General features: G+C 45.9%; 13 protein-coding genes. 8 read left to right on the plus strand and 5 right to left on the minus strand.

Annotated features, from left to right (window positions below; translation table 11 throughout):
* Nucleotides 1-117: 117 nt before the first annotated feature.
* The 5 genes from OH459_RS20000 (at nt 118) to OH459_RS20020 (ending at nt 7286) form a co-directional block, all read left to right on the plus strand.
* Nucleotides 118-1317, plus strand: a complete 1200-nt coding sequence (locus OH459_RS20000; protein WP_258476975.1) for a tyrosine-type recombinase/integrase — start codon at nt 118-120, stop codon at nt 1315-1317.
* The gene (locus tag OH459_RS20005; RefSeq protein ID WP_269988318.1) at nt 1310-3397 is read left to right on the plus strand and encodes a hypothetical protein; all 2088 of its coding nucleotides are present in this window, start codon (nt 1310-1312) and stop codon (nt 3395-3397) included. The genes OH459_RS20000 and OH459_RS20005 overlap by 8 nt, the downstream gene beginning before the upstream one ends.
* The gene (locus tag OH459_RS20010; protein ID WP_269988320.1) at nt 3394-6153 is read left to right on the plus strand and encodes a hypothetical protein; all 2760 of its coding nucleotides are present in this window, start codon (nt 3394-3396) and stop codon (nt 6151-6153) included. The genes OH459_RS20005 and OH459_RS20010 overlap by 4 nt, the downstream gene beginning before the upstream one ends.
* Entirely contained in the window at nt 6150-6668 is a 519-nt protein-coding gene (locus OH459_RS20015) for a hypothetical protein (RefSeq protein ID WP_269988321.1), read from the plus strand. The genes OH459_RS20010 and OH459_RS20015 overlap by 4 nt, the downstream gene beginning before the upstream one ends.
* A 324-nt stretch (nt 6669-6992) precedes the next feature.
* Entirely contained in the window at nt 6993-7286 is a 294-nt protein-coding gene (locus tag OH459_RS20020) for a hypothetical protein (RefSeq protein WP_269988323.1), read from the plus strand.
* Between the two features lie 243 nt (nt 7287-7529).
* Here OH459_RS20020 and OH459_RS20025 read toward each other — a convergent pair whose 3' ends face one another.
* A complete protein-coding gene (locus OH459_RS20025; RefSeq protein ID WP_269988325.1) occupies nt 7530-8426 on the minus strand; it encodes a hypothetical protein in 897 nt (298 codons plus the stop codon).
* Between the two features lie 242 nt (nt 8427-8668).
* Here OH459_RS20025 and OH459_RS20030 point away from each other — a divergent pair, with 242 nt between their 5' ends.
* A complete protein-coding gene (locus tag OH459_RS20030; RefSeq protein WP_122045075.1) occupies nt 8669-9415 on the plus strand; it encodes a hypothetical protein in 747 nt (248 codons plus the stop codon).
* Between the two features lie 107 nt (nt 9416-9522).
* Here OH459_RS20030 and OH459_RS20035 read toward each other — a convergent pair whose 3' ends face one another.
* Entirely contained in the window at nt 9523-9690 is a 168-nt protein-coding gene (locus tag OH459_RS20035) for a hypothetical protein (protein WP_153645163.1), read from the minus strand.
* Between the two features lie 298 nt (nt 9691-9988).
* Between OH459_RS20035 and OH459_RS20040 the strand changes: the two genes are divergently transcribed.
* On the plus strand, nt 9989-11044 hold the full coding sequence (locus tag OH459_RS20040) for a formylglycine-generating enzyme family protein (RefSeq protein ID WP_258476967.1): 1056 nt from the start codon (nt 9989-9991) through the stop codon (nt 11042-11044).
* Nucleotides 11045-11103: 59 nt separating this feature from the next.
* Here OH459_RS20040 and OH459_RS20045 read toward each other — a convergent pair whose 3' ends face one another.
* Genes OH459_RS20045 through tssI form a run of 3 tightly spaced genes read right to left on the minus strand, consistent with a single transcriptional unit; the run spans nt 11104 to nt 16471 of the window.
* Complete coding sequence (locus tag OH459_RS20045; RefSeq protein ID WP_269988330.1) at nt 11104-13644, minus strand: LysM peptidoglycan-binding domain-containing protein; 2541 nt, start codon at nt 13642-13644, stop codon at nt 11104-11106.
* A complete protein-coding gene (locus OH459_RS20050; RefSeq protein WP_269988332.1) occupies nt 13644-14231 on the minus strand; it encodes a DUF4123 domain-containing protein in 588 nt (195 codons plus the stop codon). Before OH459_RS20050 ends, OH459_RS20045 begins: the two co-directional genes overlap by 1 nt.
* Nucleotides 14213-16471: a type VI secretion system Vgr family protein gene (tssI, locus tag OH459_RS20055; protein WP_269988334.1), complete on the minus strand. Its 2259-nt coding sequence runs from the start codon at nt 16469-16471 to the stop codon at nt 14213-14215. The genes OH459_RS20050 and tssI overlap by 19 nt, the downstream gene beginning before the upstream one ends.
* Before the next feature lie 421 nt (nt 16472-16892).
* Here tssI and OH459_RS20060 point away from each other — a divergent pair.
* Nucleotides 16893-17411, plus strand: a 519-nt coding sequence (locus OH459_RS20060) for a restriction endonuclease (RefSeq protein ID WP_269988335.1), incomplete at its 3' end; no start/stop codon positions are given.

Raw genomic sequence — 17411 nt, forward strand, 5'->3', positions numbered from 1 at the left:
CCGAACACCGGCAGAATACCCACCCGTTAAAATTGGCAACTTTTTTTACAGAAAAATTGGCTAACTCAAAATTCTGTTACTACGCTATTCATACTGCCAGCAACTGTATGGATGATCATGAAAAGAATACTGAGTCGCGACGTTGAATTTGAAGGTCGCCAGATAGAAACTCTCCATTCATTCTATGATGATAATTTAGATCCAATATTGTTGCCTAATCTATGGCTATTGCATCTGTCCCTTAATCAAGCGGTATACGGCTGGCGAAAAACGGGCACCAAGAGAAGATCTCAACGGACTCCAAAGAACGTAGAGATAGCGTTTACGCAAAGTGATATTTCAGAGAATACTGCTCACAACTACGTCGGACACGTATTCAAGCTACTAAACCACATTAACGATAAGCCACTGATTAACGTCCACTATACCGAGCAACTGACCTCCCGTTTCATCAACGACTATCTCAACAATGTTTTACCTGAGTGCTTAGACTCTATCGCCTCTGTAAAAGCGCACCAAGCGGGTATTGCTGCGTATTGTAACTTTCTTTGCGCCCTCGGGATTTGGCCGCTAGAGCAAAACCGTCCTACTACGATTTACCGCAAAACAAGACAATACATGGCGGACAAAGATACCAGGCCTCGGAAAATCAATTATATTACCAGTGATGAATACAGTGATCTCTTGCGCACATGCACCTCCAAGCGCGATAAGCTCATCCTTTCAATGGGCTACGAAGTTGGCCTGAGAGCGTCTGAAAATATTGGCTTAGAGCTCAATGACAGCGGAAAGCACAAAGGCCTACGCTCACTGTTCGAAGAGCTCGAATCGACGCCAAGCAAAATGCAATTTGAATACATTCTTCGCGCAAAATACACCAAGGGAAGCAAAACGGGCGCCATCTATTTTGATCGTGAGTTACTTCAGCAAATGAAGGATTATCATGACGGTGAGCGCGCTGCTATGGTGGAAGAGTCCGGCATTGATGCAACAACGCTGTTCATTCGATACGATCACACTGGCAAGGGGCAAAGTATTAGCGTTGAACATGCGTCAAACATGTTCAAGAACATCAAGAAGCAATTGTCTTACCTCAATCAATCACTGAGTTACCACGACCTTCGCCACTCCTTTGCCACCATTCTATTCCATGAAGAACTGCTCGATTCTAACGGCCAAGAAACTCGCTCTGAGAGCGCGGCGCTTGAGACAGTGCGTAAGCGACTTCGTCATACCGAAGGCAGTAAAACCGTTCATCGCTATATTCGCCTGCGCACAGTCATGCTATCACGCGAAACAGGAGGGCAGCATGAGTGAGAAAACGCCTAATAACTTCGATATCGCATTACCTGAGCGGCCACAAAGTCTATTGTCCTCACCGACTCGCTTGGTCCTCGACGATAAAGTCTACCCCTTGGACAATCCACATCGAGATGCAAAAGCGATTTACCATACGATTCATACAGCGCTGCTTTCAGATTGGTGGCGTGAAATGCTAACAGAAAAGAGTATTAGACAGTATAAATCTTCTCTGTCCACCTTTCTTAACTGGTTGAGAGACCATCAATTAACTGAGGGTAACCGCTTTGACGTACTCAACGACTACCAAGCCTTCAGAGTGAACGAGGGCAATGTCAAACCACAAAGCACTGGCGCTCGGCCTATCCTCACTCTATTACAAATTGGCTGCGACCATGGTGAATTAGAAGGACAATATCGTTACATCGAGACTCTGATTGACAGCACTAAGATACTAGAGACTGAGAACCGGATACCAGATACACTCACTGGCTGGTTTTCACAGATGGACTGGTTACGCACAATCGTTGGCGATGATGACTGGCTCGCGATGGAAAGCCCCAAACTTTTGATGGAAAGCTTTAGCGTGACCATCGCCAGCACACTGTTGTGGGTGCAAAAAGTCAGGTCGGATATCAGAGCGTTAGTAAAGAAAAATCCTCACCTCGCCACCATCGGTGAGAATTTACAGAACAAAAGTGATCGTAATGCCCACTACTGCCGCGAATTGTTGATATTGGCCTCACGAGACCCAGCGCTACCCGCTGGTACCCTTGATTTGTTGCTCGCTGATTTTGCCCAGCCTGGGGCACACGAGTATTTACGGAGTACTCTACGGGCAGGCAAGAGTGTTTCACTAACACCTAGGATAGACGGTCGATACAAAGAAGCGTTCTTTCTACCAACTCTCTTTGCACTTGAAAACATAGACAGTCCGAGCGAAATCGAGTCGCAACTGGCAGCTTGGCTTTGTGCATGGCAGACCGTGCAGGTCACAGATATCAAAAAACTCAAACCCCATCACTTTACTATCCACACCAACAAGCAAGGCCGCCCTATATCTCTGCAATGTAATTACTACAAAGGCAGAAGCGGTCGCCACCAAGAGCCACCAGTGCTGGATGCACAACAAATCGAATTTAAGGCGCTCATAAAGTTTCTCAACACATGGTCATGTGATAATCAACGTTTGTTTTCTAATTTCCAAATGACTGTTAAGTATCATCCAAACAGTACATACACCACCTTTTGTCGCAGTCTAGTTCGTATCTGGACAATAACCACGCTCTCTCATGAAATTCAAACAAAGCTGAATACTCGAAAAGCAAGCGACCGTTTCCGCCGTTTGTTCATGGCAAGTGCACGCCATGGTGGTGAAGCCATTAATACCTGGCAAACGAGACAGAAAAAACTAAAACAACCCACTAGCATCAACGCCTATCACGCATCCGTCGCTCGACCTTTACCACAATTACTTTTTGGAGCCTCAGCCATTAAGACCAGCGCCGTTCAAGCGCGCAGCGACCAGTATCGTGATGGCGATTTTGTGGATGTTAACTCACACTCTGCTGCAATTGAAAAAATGCACTATATGACTGATCAGAACAAGGAGTGGGTGAATCAAAATGGCCGGATAACGCGCATCGTGCTCATTGATATTGAGAATCATGCCTACAAACCAAACCTCGACCAGGCGGTAATTTCGGCACGTGAACGTCGTCTGCAAACCAAGGTTATGCAGGTAGCACCAGGACAATCCGTACGCATTAACCCGCTGGGAGAGCCTCTCACACCGAGTCCGTCTGATACAGGGTTAGTGGGCGAAGCAGATGAATACATTGTCTGGGATACGCCTGAGACGGTGGTGTGTTTTCTGCATTACCTAGCAGAAACCGAGCGTCAATCAAATCAGCTTATTGCTCATGCCTTGTCTTTCTTTGAACGCACGGTTTTGCCGACGGCAGAATGGATGTCCTCATTATTGAATAATGGACTGAGTCCAATGACAGTCAGAGCTGGGCGTCAGCAATATGACCGACTGCGTGGCGTGTTGCCAGCACTGTTTAATAATCAATTACACGGAGGTGTTGGCACATGATAATACCGCTACCAAAGCATGCCAGCCATGACCAGTTTTCGCCCGAGCTGCTGCAACAACAGCTCCAAAACCTCGGAAGCTCTAGTGACATAACAGCCAGCCAATGGGTCTTTGATGGCACCACTCTGAATTTTTCAGCGCTAATGCATTTAGAGCAAAACAACCAGCACTGGTGCGCTCAGCTAGGTATGAGCCCAACTTGGTTGGCTCGGCTACTACTCCTTGAACAGTGTCGTGGTTTAAGAAGTTCAGTTTCAATTCGCAGTGCTTTCTATACAATAGCCAAGTGGCTGTTCTGGCTGTTTGAACGATACAATACCGGACAACACATTGGGCGTGAACAAAGATCGCTCGTCATCACTCAAAATGACCTCCCAGAATTATTTGGATACCTTGTCATGCATACGCTGTCAGCGGAAGGGGCACCAGAGCGACGCTTGACGCCTTGTTGTTTTAATTTAGTCGAACAATATTTTGCAATTAGGGACTGGCGACGGACGCTTGCTCAGCTGGGCCTAAAATCTATCGGTTTTACTAGCGCTTTCTCTAAAAACGTACAAACCAAACATTGGAAAGAAGTCATTGAACATGTCTCGGGGGGAGAGCTGTCGTATGCGGACTGGAAGTCAGGAGGTAGTTTTAACTACCTCACTCTCGATTACGGCCGCCACTACATTGAGCACTGCACAACGTTTTTCTCACAACACATCTCGATGGCAACGGCGCTCAAACTGACCTTAGAGAGCGTCGATACCATTATAAACCTCAGCGGAGTTCACCGCTTTGCCTGTACTCAGTCAATCCACCACTTTCTGCAAGGCAAAGATGTTACCCAACTCCCACGAAGCATCACTCACTCCTATACCAGCGGGCGTCGCAGAGTGAGCGACAGCAACTTACTCAAGATTCAACAGACCACACAAACGATTTACGACCGTCACCTTCGCCCTCTTCGGGCCAGTGAAGCCATGCTGAGTGACTCGGAAATCGCGGCAATGGCAAAGCATTTCCATCTTGACGATACATCGCTCAATGAGCAGGACTGGTTACGCCAAATTGTGATGGTTTTTCTGTGCAAATTTGACCCGGAGCATAACGCTTGCTCGGATGAGACTATCACTCTGTACGACAAATGGCTGTCAGAAATCGTTGAGCCTCGACTTGGGGGCTTAAAAAAATTAGAGGACTGGCTGATCTATCGCTGGAAAGCGCAGCATGACGAAGTCGATACTGCCTTGCCCACAGAAGAGTGGTTTAGATACCTTGGTTTAGTGAGACGAGAGGGGGCAACATCCACTTACTTACATGAATTTATCGCAAGGGTTGCCGACGCAGGGCTAACCCAAGTGGTTGCTCTCAACGGATGGCGTGAATCAGAATACGGTTGGTCACTTCAAGATATCCACATCACACGCAATCGTGATGCGTTAGACCAACACGCCATGCCTTTTCGTTATAGCGTAAAATGGGTGGTACCAAAGACACATGGTGAGGCTAAGCTCAACCGCGAAATTACTCAAAGTACCTATCTGGCAGCCCAGCAGTTGGCCAAGTTGGTCGTAGCTTCCCCCAGTTGTCCGGCCCTCTACCCAAGTCATAAACTAAAAGCGGCAGAGAAATCTACGCAGACAGTCAAGTATCGTGTCTCAAACCTGTGGCGCCACTTTGTTGATTACTACCCGCCCTTTGTTCAATTAGACAAAGCGCAAGCACTCGACAAACTGCGCGAGCAAGCGAAAAGTCAAGTATTAACTTGTGAAGAGCAACAGCAACTATCCCAGCTGTCTGAGGAAAATGAAAGAGAAGAATGGACTCGCCTGCTGGATGACCGTCTGCTTATCGAGGCGCATCGCAGAGCACGTGCCGAGCGCGAGCGCGTGATTTTCTTTTTTGAAACAAATTCTCGGCAGAAACTGCTTGAGCGCTATTGCTGCGGCGAATTGCCAGACTCAATGCAACAACTGCTCGATAAGCACCTTTGCGATGCAACAAAAGAAGATATCCAATCTCGCGCAGCATCTTTAGATTTTCCAGCGAGCTACACCAAAGTAGTGGTAAACGAGGTGATGGAGGGGTGCCTCTATCCTACCCCCCATGCACTCCGCCACATCTGGGCAGAGGCGGTATACCGACGCTTCGACGGCGATGTGGGCTGGATGATACGTTCACAATTTAAACATGTCAGTCAAAGCATGTGGCTTGCTTACATTCGAAATAAAGACAACCGCCGACAGCATGATACCGTCAAGCGGCGCGCCATCAATAGCCTGCTGAGCAATTATATGAAGAAAAAAGGCAAGGGCTTCGCCGGCAAGCTCAACACCCTGCTCCGCAGGGCCTTTGCCAAAACTCAAGTTGTTAATACCGAGAAGATTGATGGCCTAGTCGCTCAATTTGCAGAGCAGGAAATCAAAGACATTAAATCCAATCCGTGGGGCTTCTGCATTCTACTCAAGCGTAACCAGCATCGCGCTAAATGCGCCGTTGGAGGTGCCCCTCAGAGACAAAATGCCTGCGCTGGACTGTGCCTTGATTGTGTGAACAACCTCTCTCAAGAGGGCAATGTGCAAGGTATTTTGCTTGCGATTGGCAATGACATCAAACTGTTAGAGACTCCCGGTGTTCCAGCCGCATGGCGTGAGCCTGCACTCGCAACAGTTAAAAACGCTCTCAAGCACCTAAAAAAACTATCCGTGAACGAGCAGATTATTGACGCCCTACAGGCGTCGCTAAACACGAAGGAGCACGCAGCATGAGTCTAGACCTAATGCATTTGCAAGCTGAGCTCGAGCGACAGTCAGATGAGCATCCAATTTGGGTATCAGCAGCTAATAAATCACTCGAAGCCTGGCAGGCACTAAAGACGTTCGAAAAAGAGCGCCAAGCATACATCAAGAGCCACCGAAAACCGGAGGATTTCAAGAAAAACAGCCTTTGGCAAATTAGGGTTAGTGAGGTTGCTAATACAATTGGAGTTCGGCCTTCCTACCTAGACCCAAAGCGCGGTGTGAAGTGGTCGTCTGACTTTCGTGAGGCTCTGGATAAGTGCAACAGAGAACTAGCCAAAAGAAAAGTGAGCCGTGTCGAGACCTACAGAAAAAACAAGGCCAATGGTCTCGCTGCAAAAAAAAGAGATGAGATTGATGCACTTGTTCGTTTGCTCAGAAAAGAGAATGAGGCACTGAATAACAAACTGAGCGAAGTAAATCTTGAGGGTATGCGCGTTATTCTATCGCTACCCGTCAAAAAAGCGCTGAATTTGGATTTCTAATCAGGAGTAATCTGCTCCAGCCAAACTGGACCCTTCACTAAGTGAGTTTTCCATATTGAATACTCTAAGAAGGTTTTGCCCCATTCTGTGCCAGCGTCAATTGAGCCTGTTCCCTGTTGCTCTGCCTCATGACTTAGTTTTACTAACACGTTTTACATGTTTACATAAGAAGGATACTTCGCTGAGTAACAATGAAAATTCAGCGACTTTGTTAATTGCTCAGTTGCCTATAGGACAGCTATAATTTCAGCTACTGCTTAGTTGTTATTTGGTACTGGTTAACATCCAAGTAATGATTAATCTTATCAGCGACAGGAGTTCACAATGAAAGTTTATGGACAAAAAACGATAGAGGTCGTTGTTGATCGATGTTGTGATATCTGTGGTACTAGCGTGATGGTCGATTCAAATGGCGTTAAGTTAGAAGAGGTTGGTGAGCTGACTGCTAACTGGGGATTTGGGTCAAAAATGGACGGTATTACCCACCACCTTGATATGTGTGAAAGTTGTTTTCAAGTTGCATTATCTGCTCTAAAGGAGCATCGTCGAAGCATTGTGATGTTCGATGATGAGAAAGACCTTCCCGATGAAAGGTTTGGTCAACAACCTGTTGGCTAAAATCAGACTCGCGTGTTAGTGAAACAAGCCGTTTCCCAATTGCGCAACCTGTTGCACAAATCAGTCAAAATCAAAAATGCCCCAGAGTGTATTTCGAACACAGTAAGCCTCAATAAGAATAATTTGGGCAACAAATTGTTGCCCAATTGTGCAGGAGCCCCCGGAACTTTCACGCGATGTCTATGAGTAATCAGCTCCCTCTTTGAGCTTGTCAGTGATGTAATTAGAACCCTTGAACAAGTGTTAAAGGTTGGACTGGGCCACTTTTTCCCTTTTATCTATAAGGGCATGAAACCCTTTTACCGCAGAGAGAGTTGCATACTGAACGATCTTTTGAATATCTGCATCAGGAGTCTCTTTAAAGGGGAGGCCTGTCAGTTCCACTGCAAATTTCCAGTAAATGGCACACATATCAAACGTCCAATTAGGGCGGCACTTTCTAAGTTCGCAAAAATCTTCGTTATTATCTATTGGTGGTTCACTATCCATATAGTCAAGCCACAGTACCATTCGCATTTGAAGAGAAGCAGTTAGATCAATGGGACGCTTACTCCAGCCGGGGAACTGAAAATGTAAGCTCCTTTCGGGAGCAAAGACTATATCGTAATGTCTGTAGTTATCCGGGATGAAATCTTCAGCTAACTGGTAGTAGCCTAAAGAGTGCATACTATGGTGGAAGGCATGTGAATCCTCGAAGCTTTCAATTTTTACTGTCCGGTACACTTGGCCTTTCTCATTCAATACCGCACTAAAAAATGTTCTGTCTAAACCTACACGCGCACGCAAATTTTCAGATAAGCGACTAGGATTATTACTTGATATAAGTCTCTTAACATCCTCATCTTTCAGTGATGGGGGCACACCGTAGATAGTTGAGGAATATACCTTGCCATTGGGGGAATATAATACATTCACAGGATAGGTATTGACAGCATCAACCATGGACAGTTGATTGATAGCCTTGTGCCAACCTCCAGATATCCCATTTTTTTCTGCAATGATATCAAGAGCTCGACTAGTACTCAGCTTACAACCTAAAGACGTAGCTTCTTTCTTAATTTTTTTTACGTCATTACGGCAGGCTTTCACTGTTCTACCTGACGGAAAGACCAGATGGTTGGTTTTATTGGATTTAGACACAACTAACCCCTTAACACAGGATAATGTGTAGCCACCGACACACCTGCATCTCAAGTTAAGTTGCAAGAATGAGAGAATTTGCTTGTCTGATGTTGGTCTGAAGCGACCTTCGCCGTTGGGTGGCTAACTGGGACACACGAACCCCGTAGCACAAAGCTTACATAAGCCTCATCTTTTTGACAAGAAGTTAAGACTTGAAGGATGATAAATATATTCTATTTAACAGAGCGTTAGAGGTTACGATGTTTACAGTTTATGGACTAGTTGATCCATTGACCTATACTATTTTTTACGTTGGACGCACAAGACGCGATGTAAGGATCAGATTAAAAGAACATTTAAATGAGCCGCATACTTTCTCACTTAAGCATCAACGAATAGAGAAGATTTGGTCAGAAACGGATGAGCCGATTAGTGTGGTTGTTCTTGAGTCGGACATTCATGATGAAAAAACGGCCTTCAGTAAAGAGGTATTCTGGATGCAGATGTTATTGAATACCGGAAACCAGTTAACTAATTCTTCGGTTGATTTTAACGACAAGCTATTTTTAAGAGTTGATACTTTAGAAACAAAACCCACTACTGTATCCCCTTTCCAAAGAGGAACAAATCATCAAAATCAAAACTCAGACGAAAGTGTATCGTACAAATCAGCCTCGCATAGCTGGGATCAAGATATTTCAGACATTGAAAACGAACCAACAATAGCCGAGCGCTATTTGGAAGAAATGGGTGGGTGCTTTTTTCAAATCGAACATTATCTTCCCCCGCATAAACTATTAAAAGAAACTTACCTAACAGTTGAAGACATACAAAACCGACGACTCAAAAATATAGAGAATGCTCACTTGATTAACCGGGGAATGCCAATAACACCTTTAGAAGAAGAAAAAGCCAAAGCGTTTTATGAGGCCAACCCAGATCTTGATACTTTAGAACGCTACTTTCAGCGAAGCCGTTTATCTTTGGAAAAAATGATAGGAATATAACGGTTGTTGATATGGCTACAGGGCATGTGAGCGTAACAATGAGACCGGAGCTTGAGCCTGATTTAGTCACTAAAAAAGTGCGGACTCTTTTGTCATGATTTCGAGTATTAGGAAGATTTCAGTTTCTTAACGGTAACTGTTGGGTACGTCATAGAAGATTGACTAGATGTCTGCTTGAGGAGTTTGTTAGCCATCTTTATTTTACTAAGCCTACGCTGTTCAATGACTTCTTTCACATTAATCTTTGGCGCATCCTCTAATTCTACTTTTTTCACTTTCAGCCTCCAATAACCGATCCCGTATAGGACAAAATCACACAGATATTCGTTCCAACATCAGTGTTTCTGTGTGTGATTTAAGCATCAATTGATGCAATAGGCAAAGTCACTGGGAGTTTTGGGATCGATACAATACAGTGGAGCAAGACCGCACATTTGCTTTCTTGCTAGTAGCCATCAAAGTCTTTTCTAAAACAGGAACGAAGTCGTTATAACTAGTCATACAGTGTCTTTGAAACTGTTTTCGCCTTTTATTTTTGCGTAAAATATGCTCATAAAGTAAAAGGGATATCAAATGAAAAACAGATGGTTAGGTATGACTTGTGTGTTTCCTTTATTGGTTGCGTGCAATAGCGAGAATTCAACAATCCCAGTGTCTAGCGAGACCGTATCTCAAAAGCAAATCGATACGATTGTGTCGAACATCAATAAGCTTTATCCAGAAGCAACTCAAGTGCAAAAGTTGAGAGCGGCAAAAACCGTCGTTCGAGCGATTGAAGAGCTTGTATTTGTTGAAGGTGGAAGTTTTGATATGGGGGACTTTGGTGCGCCATGCGAAATTCCAAGCGGCACACCAAGTCGAATGGATTGGTCACCGGATGTACAGTGCTTTAGCTCCCCGAGTACCGGAGAAACCGGTGCTTATAACCTGCACAAGGTAACACTGGACTCATACTCGATTGCAAAATTTGAAACGCGTTTTGTCGATATGGAGTGGATGCGCCAGCTCACGGGACTACCTGTTGGACGTAATTTACCCAAAACTGGAGGACACGTTGAGAGAGGTACAAAGTTCTATAATGCGTTAATAACTAAGCGAAAAAATAATGCTGCATCAACGAAAACATGGCAAGAGGCTAAAGATTATTGTCAATGGCTAGGTGATGTCAGCGCATTACCATTTGATCTGCCAACGGAAGCACAATGGGAGTATGCCGCCAGAAGTCGTGGAAAAAAAGTGTATTTCGCCACCAATAATGGCTATGCCCAACTCCAAGATGGCTATTACTTTGATCCCGCATCCGATCGTTATATTGAGTATACCGATGAAGAGGTGAATGCAGCTAAGCGCATCGAAGATGTGGATGCGTATCCGCCCAACCCTCTAGGTGTAGCAGGCATGTCGAACCAAATAAGTGAGTGGGTAAATGATTGGTATGCCAAAGATTATTACCTTGTCTCACCAGAGCATAATCCGCAAGGCCCTGAGTCAGGCACAGAAAAAGCGCTTCGAGATGCAGGAGGAACGACCATGGTTTTTTCACGTATCCACCATCTCCCTGTCTATAAAAAATATTATCCATCAGTAAGCTTTCGTTGCGCGCTTCAGCAAACCGTGCCAGCCAAGTGATGGGCCTAACCTAAAAAGAGGAAATCGGTCACAGCAACCAATTTCCTCGCTTGTTAGGTTTATCGATACGGCAGATATTCATCATTAGACGCGGTAATTTGGGCTTTCTTGCGTGCAAGATCCTCACCACTTAACGGTGTGTAAGGCATGCTGGTAGCATCCAGTTTATTTTTCTCTGCTAACTGCGTCACCCACAAGTTAAAGTCATGCTGCTGGATGTTGTCCAAAATCGCATTTATGCGCGCAAGGTTATCAAACATCGCTTTCTCGCCTGCAATCGCACGCCCATCTGAGTTCATGCGTTGCAAAATCTCTTCAAACTTATGCCAACTGTAAGTGCTTTTACACAGCAATTTATGTATCGCACTCTCTTGCTGCTCATTAAAACTAAACAAAAACTCTTCAACCAAGACATCAAGCATAACCCCAATAGCCTCGGGTAACAATTGCTCAAATGGCACACCGGATAACGTTGAGTCATCAAGAATACGATGAGCTAATGAATTAGCTTTTTCCTGACGATCAAGAATATCATTATAACTCTGCCTCCAATCGTCCACAGCATCTTTACCCGCCGTCAATACTTTTTCAAATGATTGGGAAGGTTCGCCAATCAGGTCTCTAGCAAATGCAACCAGTGTTGAATTCACTAAATATTCGTAAGCAAGTGGGTTAATATTGTTAAGCATCCGATAATCAACGTACTGCAATCCTTGTAAAATAATTTTGGTCAATGCCCAGAGTTGGGTCGTGTCTAGCATTGCACCAAAACCACCGCCAGCACCAAAACCACAAACAATCTGCCCTGAGCATTTGACATAAAATTTACCGCCCTCTAGAGCCAGTTGAAACTCAGCGTTGACGCCAGCGCCAAACGCAATATTGCCCTCAGGTTTGACTTCGGCTAATGCTTGAAACTCAGCCTCTTTGCTTTCCTTTTGAGTACCTTTCTCATCTGTTGAAGAAGAGGCATTTTTAGGTGGTAGCCATTCAACGCCACCCACTAACTGACCATTGGCCTGCATACCAGCAAACCCTTGCACCTTAAAACCGACGTCACCTTTAGCGCCTTGGGCAAGGTTCACTTTCGGTGAATACATGACGCCAACGCTTTCACCATATTCATTGACCTCTCTGCTTTGTTGACGCCCACCCGCGGCGACGCTTGCTCTGCCTTCCGCCATTGCGCCAGTAAAGCAGCCAATTGCCACTTTGCCGACAAAACGGAAGCGACCAAATGAATGAGTCGCCGTTTTCTTATTTGCATCGAGGTAAGTGAGTCGGATGTGCCAACCTTTCTCGTACGGAAGGTAAAGATTGGCTTCGACTTTGGCTTCTGCGAGCGATACACTGGCCTCTGCGCCAATACCGATGTCGACTCGCCCGTTCGTGGGTTCAAACACTGTCGCGACACTGGCTTGGGCGCCCCAGCGAAGCAACTGCGCTTCTGGGCTAATCGCAAATCGTGTTTCACCACTTTCCGTTAAGTATTTCTGAGTGGACTTCCATTCGTGGAATTTACCGCCGTCCGCTTTCCATTCGGCAAACTTCGCTTCGACCTTAAACTCTTTGGTGCTCTCTTTGATGTCTTTCGCAATCTCCTGACTCAGACGATTTAAGTCCCCTCGCTTGAGCGCCGCGTGGGCATTACTGTGATGGTAAGACTGGCTCCAACGTGGCTTTTCTCGTTCAAAAAAGGCGTGACGAAGGTACACGTAACGACCTTGATTGATGGAGTAGGCTTCAACGACATGACGCTTGGCCTTTTGTGTTACAAGCTGAGTTTTATCATTGGTGAAGTTGCCTGCCTCAATGCCAAGTTTGGTTGGGCTTTCTTCTTTGGGTTTTGCTTTCGTTTCTAGCTTTTTGAATGCATCAATTTGACGGTCTAACTGACGAAGGGTTTCTTTTCTCAGTGTTTCCATCGAGGTTTCTTCAAGCCAACGGTAGCGGTATTGCTCTACAAAAGCTTTTCGCTGTTGCAGTGAAGTGAGTCTGTCTTGAGTTAAATCGAGGTTCGGGTTTGGCTTGGGCTGCGCCGCTCTCATGGCGGCGGCACGTTGTGAAGCTGGGCTTAACGGGCGGCTGTTATCGCCGAAGATACCCGCGTGCATGGCATCTTCAAACCACGCAGTTCTTTTCAAAGTATGTTGCTCAAGTGCTTCTCGGGTCGTCTCTTTATCGCTAGGGGCAGAGCTTAGCAACGCTTTATAGCTTTCGACTAAGCGGTCAGTTTCCTTTGCTTCATGCTCTAGCTGATTGCTGGCTTTCTCGTCTAATAAATAATATTCCAGCGGACCATCGCCTGTAATAAAGACGACATCATAAACACTCTCTCCCTTCTTACACAACGGAGGCGCAAACAATGTGCCGTCGTTAGAGCACGGACGCATCGCTGATACAGGCTCTACCGGGTAGGTAGGCTCAACGGGTTCAATCGCTGATTCACCCGGCAAGGTAAGCGCCTCACCGATACGAATAAAATCAGGGTTTGCTTGATATTGAGGATTCAGCTCAAGCAATGTGGTGAAGTCCACCTCTTGCTCAATCGCAATTTGTAGCAATGTGTCACCGGATTTGATGGTGTAAGTTTGGCTCATTAGGCGTTTACTCCTTGCCAATGGGCTGAGATTAAGTTCATGAGTTGAGTTTGCGAAGGTGTTAAATCCCAAATGGATGGCGTGCTCTGCTCTGGCATGTGCCATGAGGCGTCCAGCCAATCGCGGTCAAACCATTGGACACGAGTCAACGATGGGAAGAACTGCTGCCTTTGATGGGTTGTCATTGACCCGATGAGGGAGACCAGTTTGCGAGGTTCATAAAAACGCATCATCGCCTGTGTCTTACCATGCTGCACGACAAGGCGTCGGCGCAAGGACTCGGCCACACTCGCCATATCCATCGAGCTAGGGGTAAAGAGAAGAGAGCCTGAAGGCGTCATTTCTAGGTGGCTTTTAACGCTTTCGAGTGTTTGTTTACTGACAACCTCCGCCAATACCGGCCCATTCCCCAAGGCTGCGAATCGAGTGTTAGCAAAAAGTGGAACACTTTCGCCTTCCGATAGGGTTTCCTCCCAGCCCGACCACAACGTAGGTTCAAGCAGCACATAAAGCTTTTCATCAGCGGATGGAAATAGCGGCTCGTTAAGTTGTATGTCCCATTCAGGGTTTAGCTGTGCAGTTGGCATGTTCTTCCACTCCCACAATCACAAATCTCTTGCAGTAACGTACCGTCTTCAACCAATCCGGCATACGCAGCTGGTGACATCACAGGCATCGCTTTCATCGCCAACGATGGTTTCTTTGGCCTTCTTGTGGAAACGCTGCTGTTGCCGTTTGCCGCGCCGCCCGGATTGATGTCTACCTTGCCACCCGTCGCGGTAACGTTACCTGCACCATCAATCGTGATTGAAGTGCCGTTTAAATGAATATTACCGCTGCTCTTTAGCACTAAGCTGGATGCACCGACTTGCACCTTGATTTCATCCGCAGAGACCACCGCTGTTTCACCATCAGAGCGGATGGAGGTATTGCCGTTGACTTCAACACTGAGGTTACTACCGACACTGTGCGTGTCATCTGCGCCTACATCGATAGAGCGCGATGCTTTTATAACCGTATTTTGGTCTTGACCTACGTCCAATGAATCGTCTTTACCAATCAAGGTCTGACGATTTTCATCGATGTATAAATCTCGGTTTTTGGCGATTTTCTCGGATTCATTCGCGTTGTAAGTAACGTGAACATCTTCCTCAACTTGCTCCATAAAGGTTTGCTTAGTAATGGAGGTTTTATGCCCATCAATGACTTCTTTACGGTCGCCTAAGATGTTGTTTTCTTGATTGTTGCCGACTTTTAACTCTTCATCATTACCGATATCTCGGTAACGGTTATTGAGCACTTTGGTCTTCATGTCTTTTTGAGCACGGAAGTGAACCTCTTCTTGGTCACTCTCATCCTCAAAGTACATTTCGTTGTAACCTTCAGCCTTATGGCTTTGGGTTCTGAACACGGTGCGCGTTTTGTTTTCTGGTAATGGGTATGGTGGTGTATGTAAACCGTTGTACACCGCGCCCGTCACTAACGGGCGGTCTGGGTCACCCTCTAGGAAGGTCACAATCACTTCATGCCCAATGCGAGGTAGATAGACTGCTCCCCAGTTGGGTGCTGCCATTGATTGACTAACACGTAGCCAACATGAACTATGCTCATCACTTTGCGCATAGCGGTCCCAATGGAACTGAACTTTGATGCGTCCATATTCATCGGTGTAGATTTCTTCACCCGCAGGACCAACCACAACCGCAGTTTGAGGACCATCAACGACAGGTGACGCCATTTTAGGTGCACGGAATGTTACGTCTCGTGGTAAGCAGACAAACTGATTGTGATAAGTCGTAGGCTCATCGCTCGATTCTTCTTCGTGCACACGAGGGTTAAAGCCCGTGTGCATCACCGTCAACATGAGGTAATCACGGTTGATGTTGGAACGAGGATGCTGGCTGATATCGAAGCTGTAACCTGCGGTGAGACGCATGATGTCGCTCGCAGCTTCAATCTGATGGCTGTCCACCGTGTATTCGGACATCCACTCTGTTGCACGCTGCTGACCTAGTTCTGGCGTTGTGTAGCGACCAAGATAGTCGTAGCGCTGCAAATCAAAGTTTGGACCTTCATCGGCGCTTGTACCTTGCGGAATTTTTGGCGTGAGATAGCTGTAATCGCCGTAGCTCACTAACCCAGTGCGAGTTCGATGGATTTGCTCAAGGTCGAAGATATGTTCTCGATCTGGCGTGCCACCACCTTGGGCATGATAAATCACAGGTCCTAGGTAAGAAGCATTAGTGGGTGAACTGATAAGCTCAGGTATCGCATCGTTGCTATCTACAATGACCATAGTATGCCCAGCGTCGCTGTGTTCGAAATAGTACCAAAGCCCATGCTCTGCCATTAATCGCTGCACAAAGTGCTGGTCATTCTCACGATATTGGAGAACGTACTCTTTCGCTTCATATTGCGCTGACAGTTCAAAGCGGTAATCGCTCATGCCTGCATCATCAAATACCTGACGAAGGATGTCGGGCGCCGCTTGCATCTGAAAGATGCTACAGTCCTGACGCTGAGTGAGAAACCAGAGGTGTGGAACCAAGGTAATATGATAACGCGAGAAGCGGCGGCCAGAGCCTAAGTAACGAAGTTCAGAGATACTGCCGTTAAACTGGCGAGCCGTTCCTACACCTTGACCAAACAGGCTCAGGACGCCCATTTTTCGACTTAAGGCTTCAAACGTGATGGCATCGTCGTCGGACAACACCGTCAGGTTTATTTCAAAGGGGGAAGAGACTGTTTCCGTGACCCGGAAGCTTTCGACTTTAAATGCACCGGAGAACCCGGAAACATCAAAGGTGAAGTTTACATCATTAACCATACCATTCGGCTCTTATAACAACGAGGAAATGAGCGGAAAAGGGTTCACCGCCACACGTTAAATAGTCGAACTGTATCAAGCTCTATGATACTCATCACTGTGGTGATTTGACGGGAAATTTGAGCATTCAATAGTGCATTTGGTTGAGTAGGTAGCGAGATTAAACGTTCTAATCTGAAAGTTCACACTTTGCATAGTGATATGAGCGGATTTAGGCTATCTCTAACAGTTCAGTTTTGTGACGTTAGTAGGCAAAAATATTCGGAGTGACACGATGTTTTGGGGAAGTTGCATTAGTAGAAAGTAGAAGATAACAATTGGAGCCCGTAACGAATTGTTTTATCGATTAATGCTCATCATGATTTGCCTGCCAGTCAAACTATGATTAAATGCACTTTAGTGCATATTCAAGGAAAGATTAATGGCAAGGAAAAGTGATGGCATCATCTGGCATTTGGTGGATGCACCGTGGTGGTTAAGTGTGATTTTATCGATAGGTGTGTATGTCGCTCTTTCATACGTATTACCAGGGCTTGCTGCCAGCAGTAACAACTTTGTTTTCAATGCTATAGCCCCAAACCTTTCCATGTTCGCACCGTATTTTGCGTTGCTGTTTTTCATTCCCGCGCCGATTGCCTTTTTTAAACAATTTCAGAGAAGGCAGATGTATCGGACGACCACTTCACATATTCGTTCGAGACGAGTAACCACGCCATTTCACCAATTAAGCTGGCTAGAGTTTGAATCCTATGTCGGCGAGTACTTTAAGCATCAAGGCTATGCGGTGAAGCAGTCTTTTTCACAAAAGCCTGACGGCGGCATTGATATTTGGTTGACGAAAGATGGAGAGCTAAGCCTAGTACAATGTAAGCACTGGAAGGCCAAGAAAGTTGGCATTCAGGTACTTCGAGAAATGTACGGTGTCATGATAGAGCATCAG

This window comes from Vibrio sp. MM46, assembly GCF_027587135.1.
In the GTDB taxonomy this organism is placed as follows: domain Bacteria; phylum Pseudomonadota; class Gammaproteobacteria; order Enterobacterales; family Vibrionaceae; genus Vibrio; species Vibrio harveyi.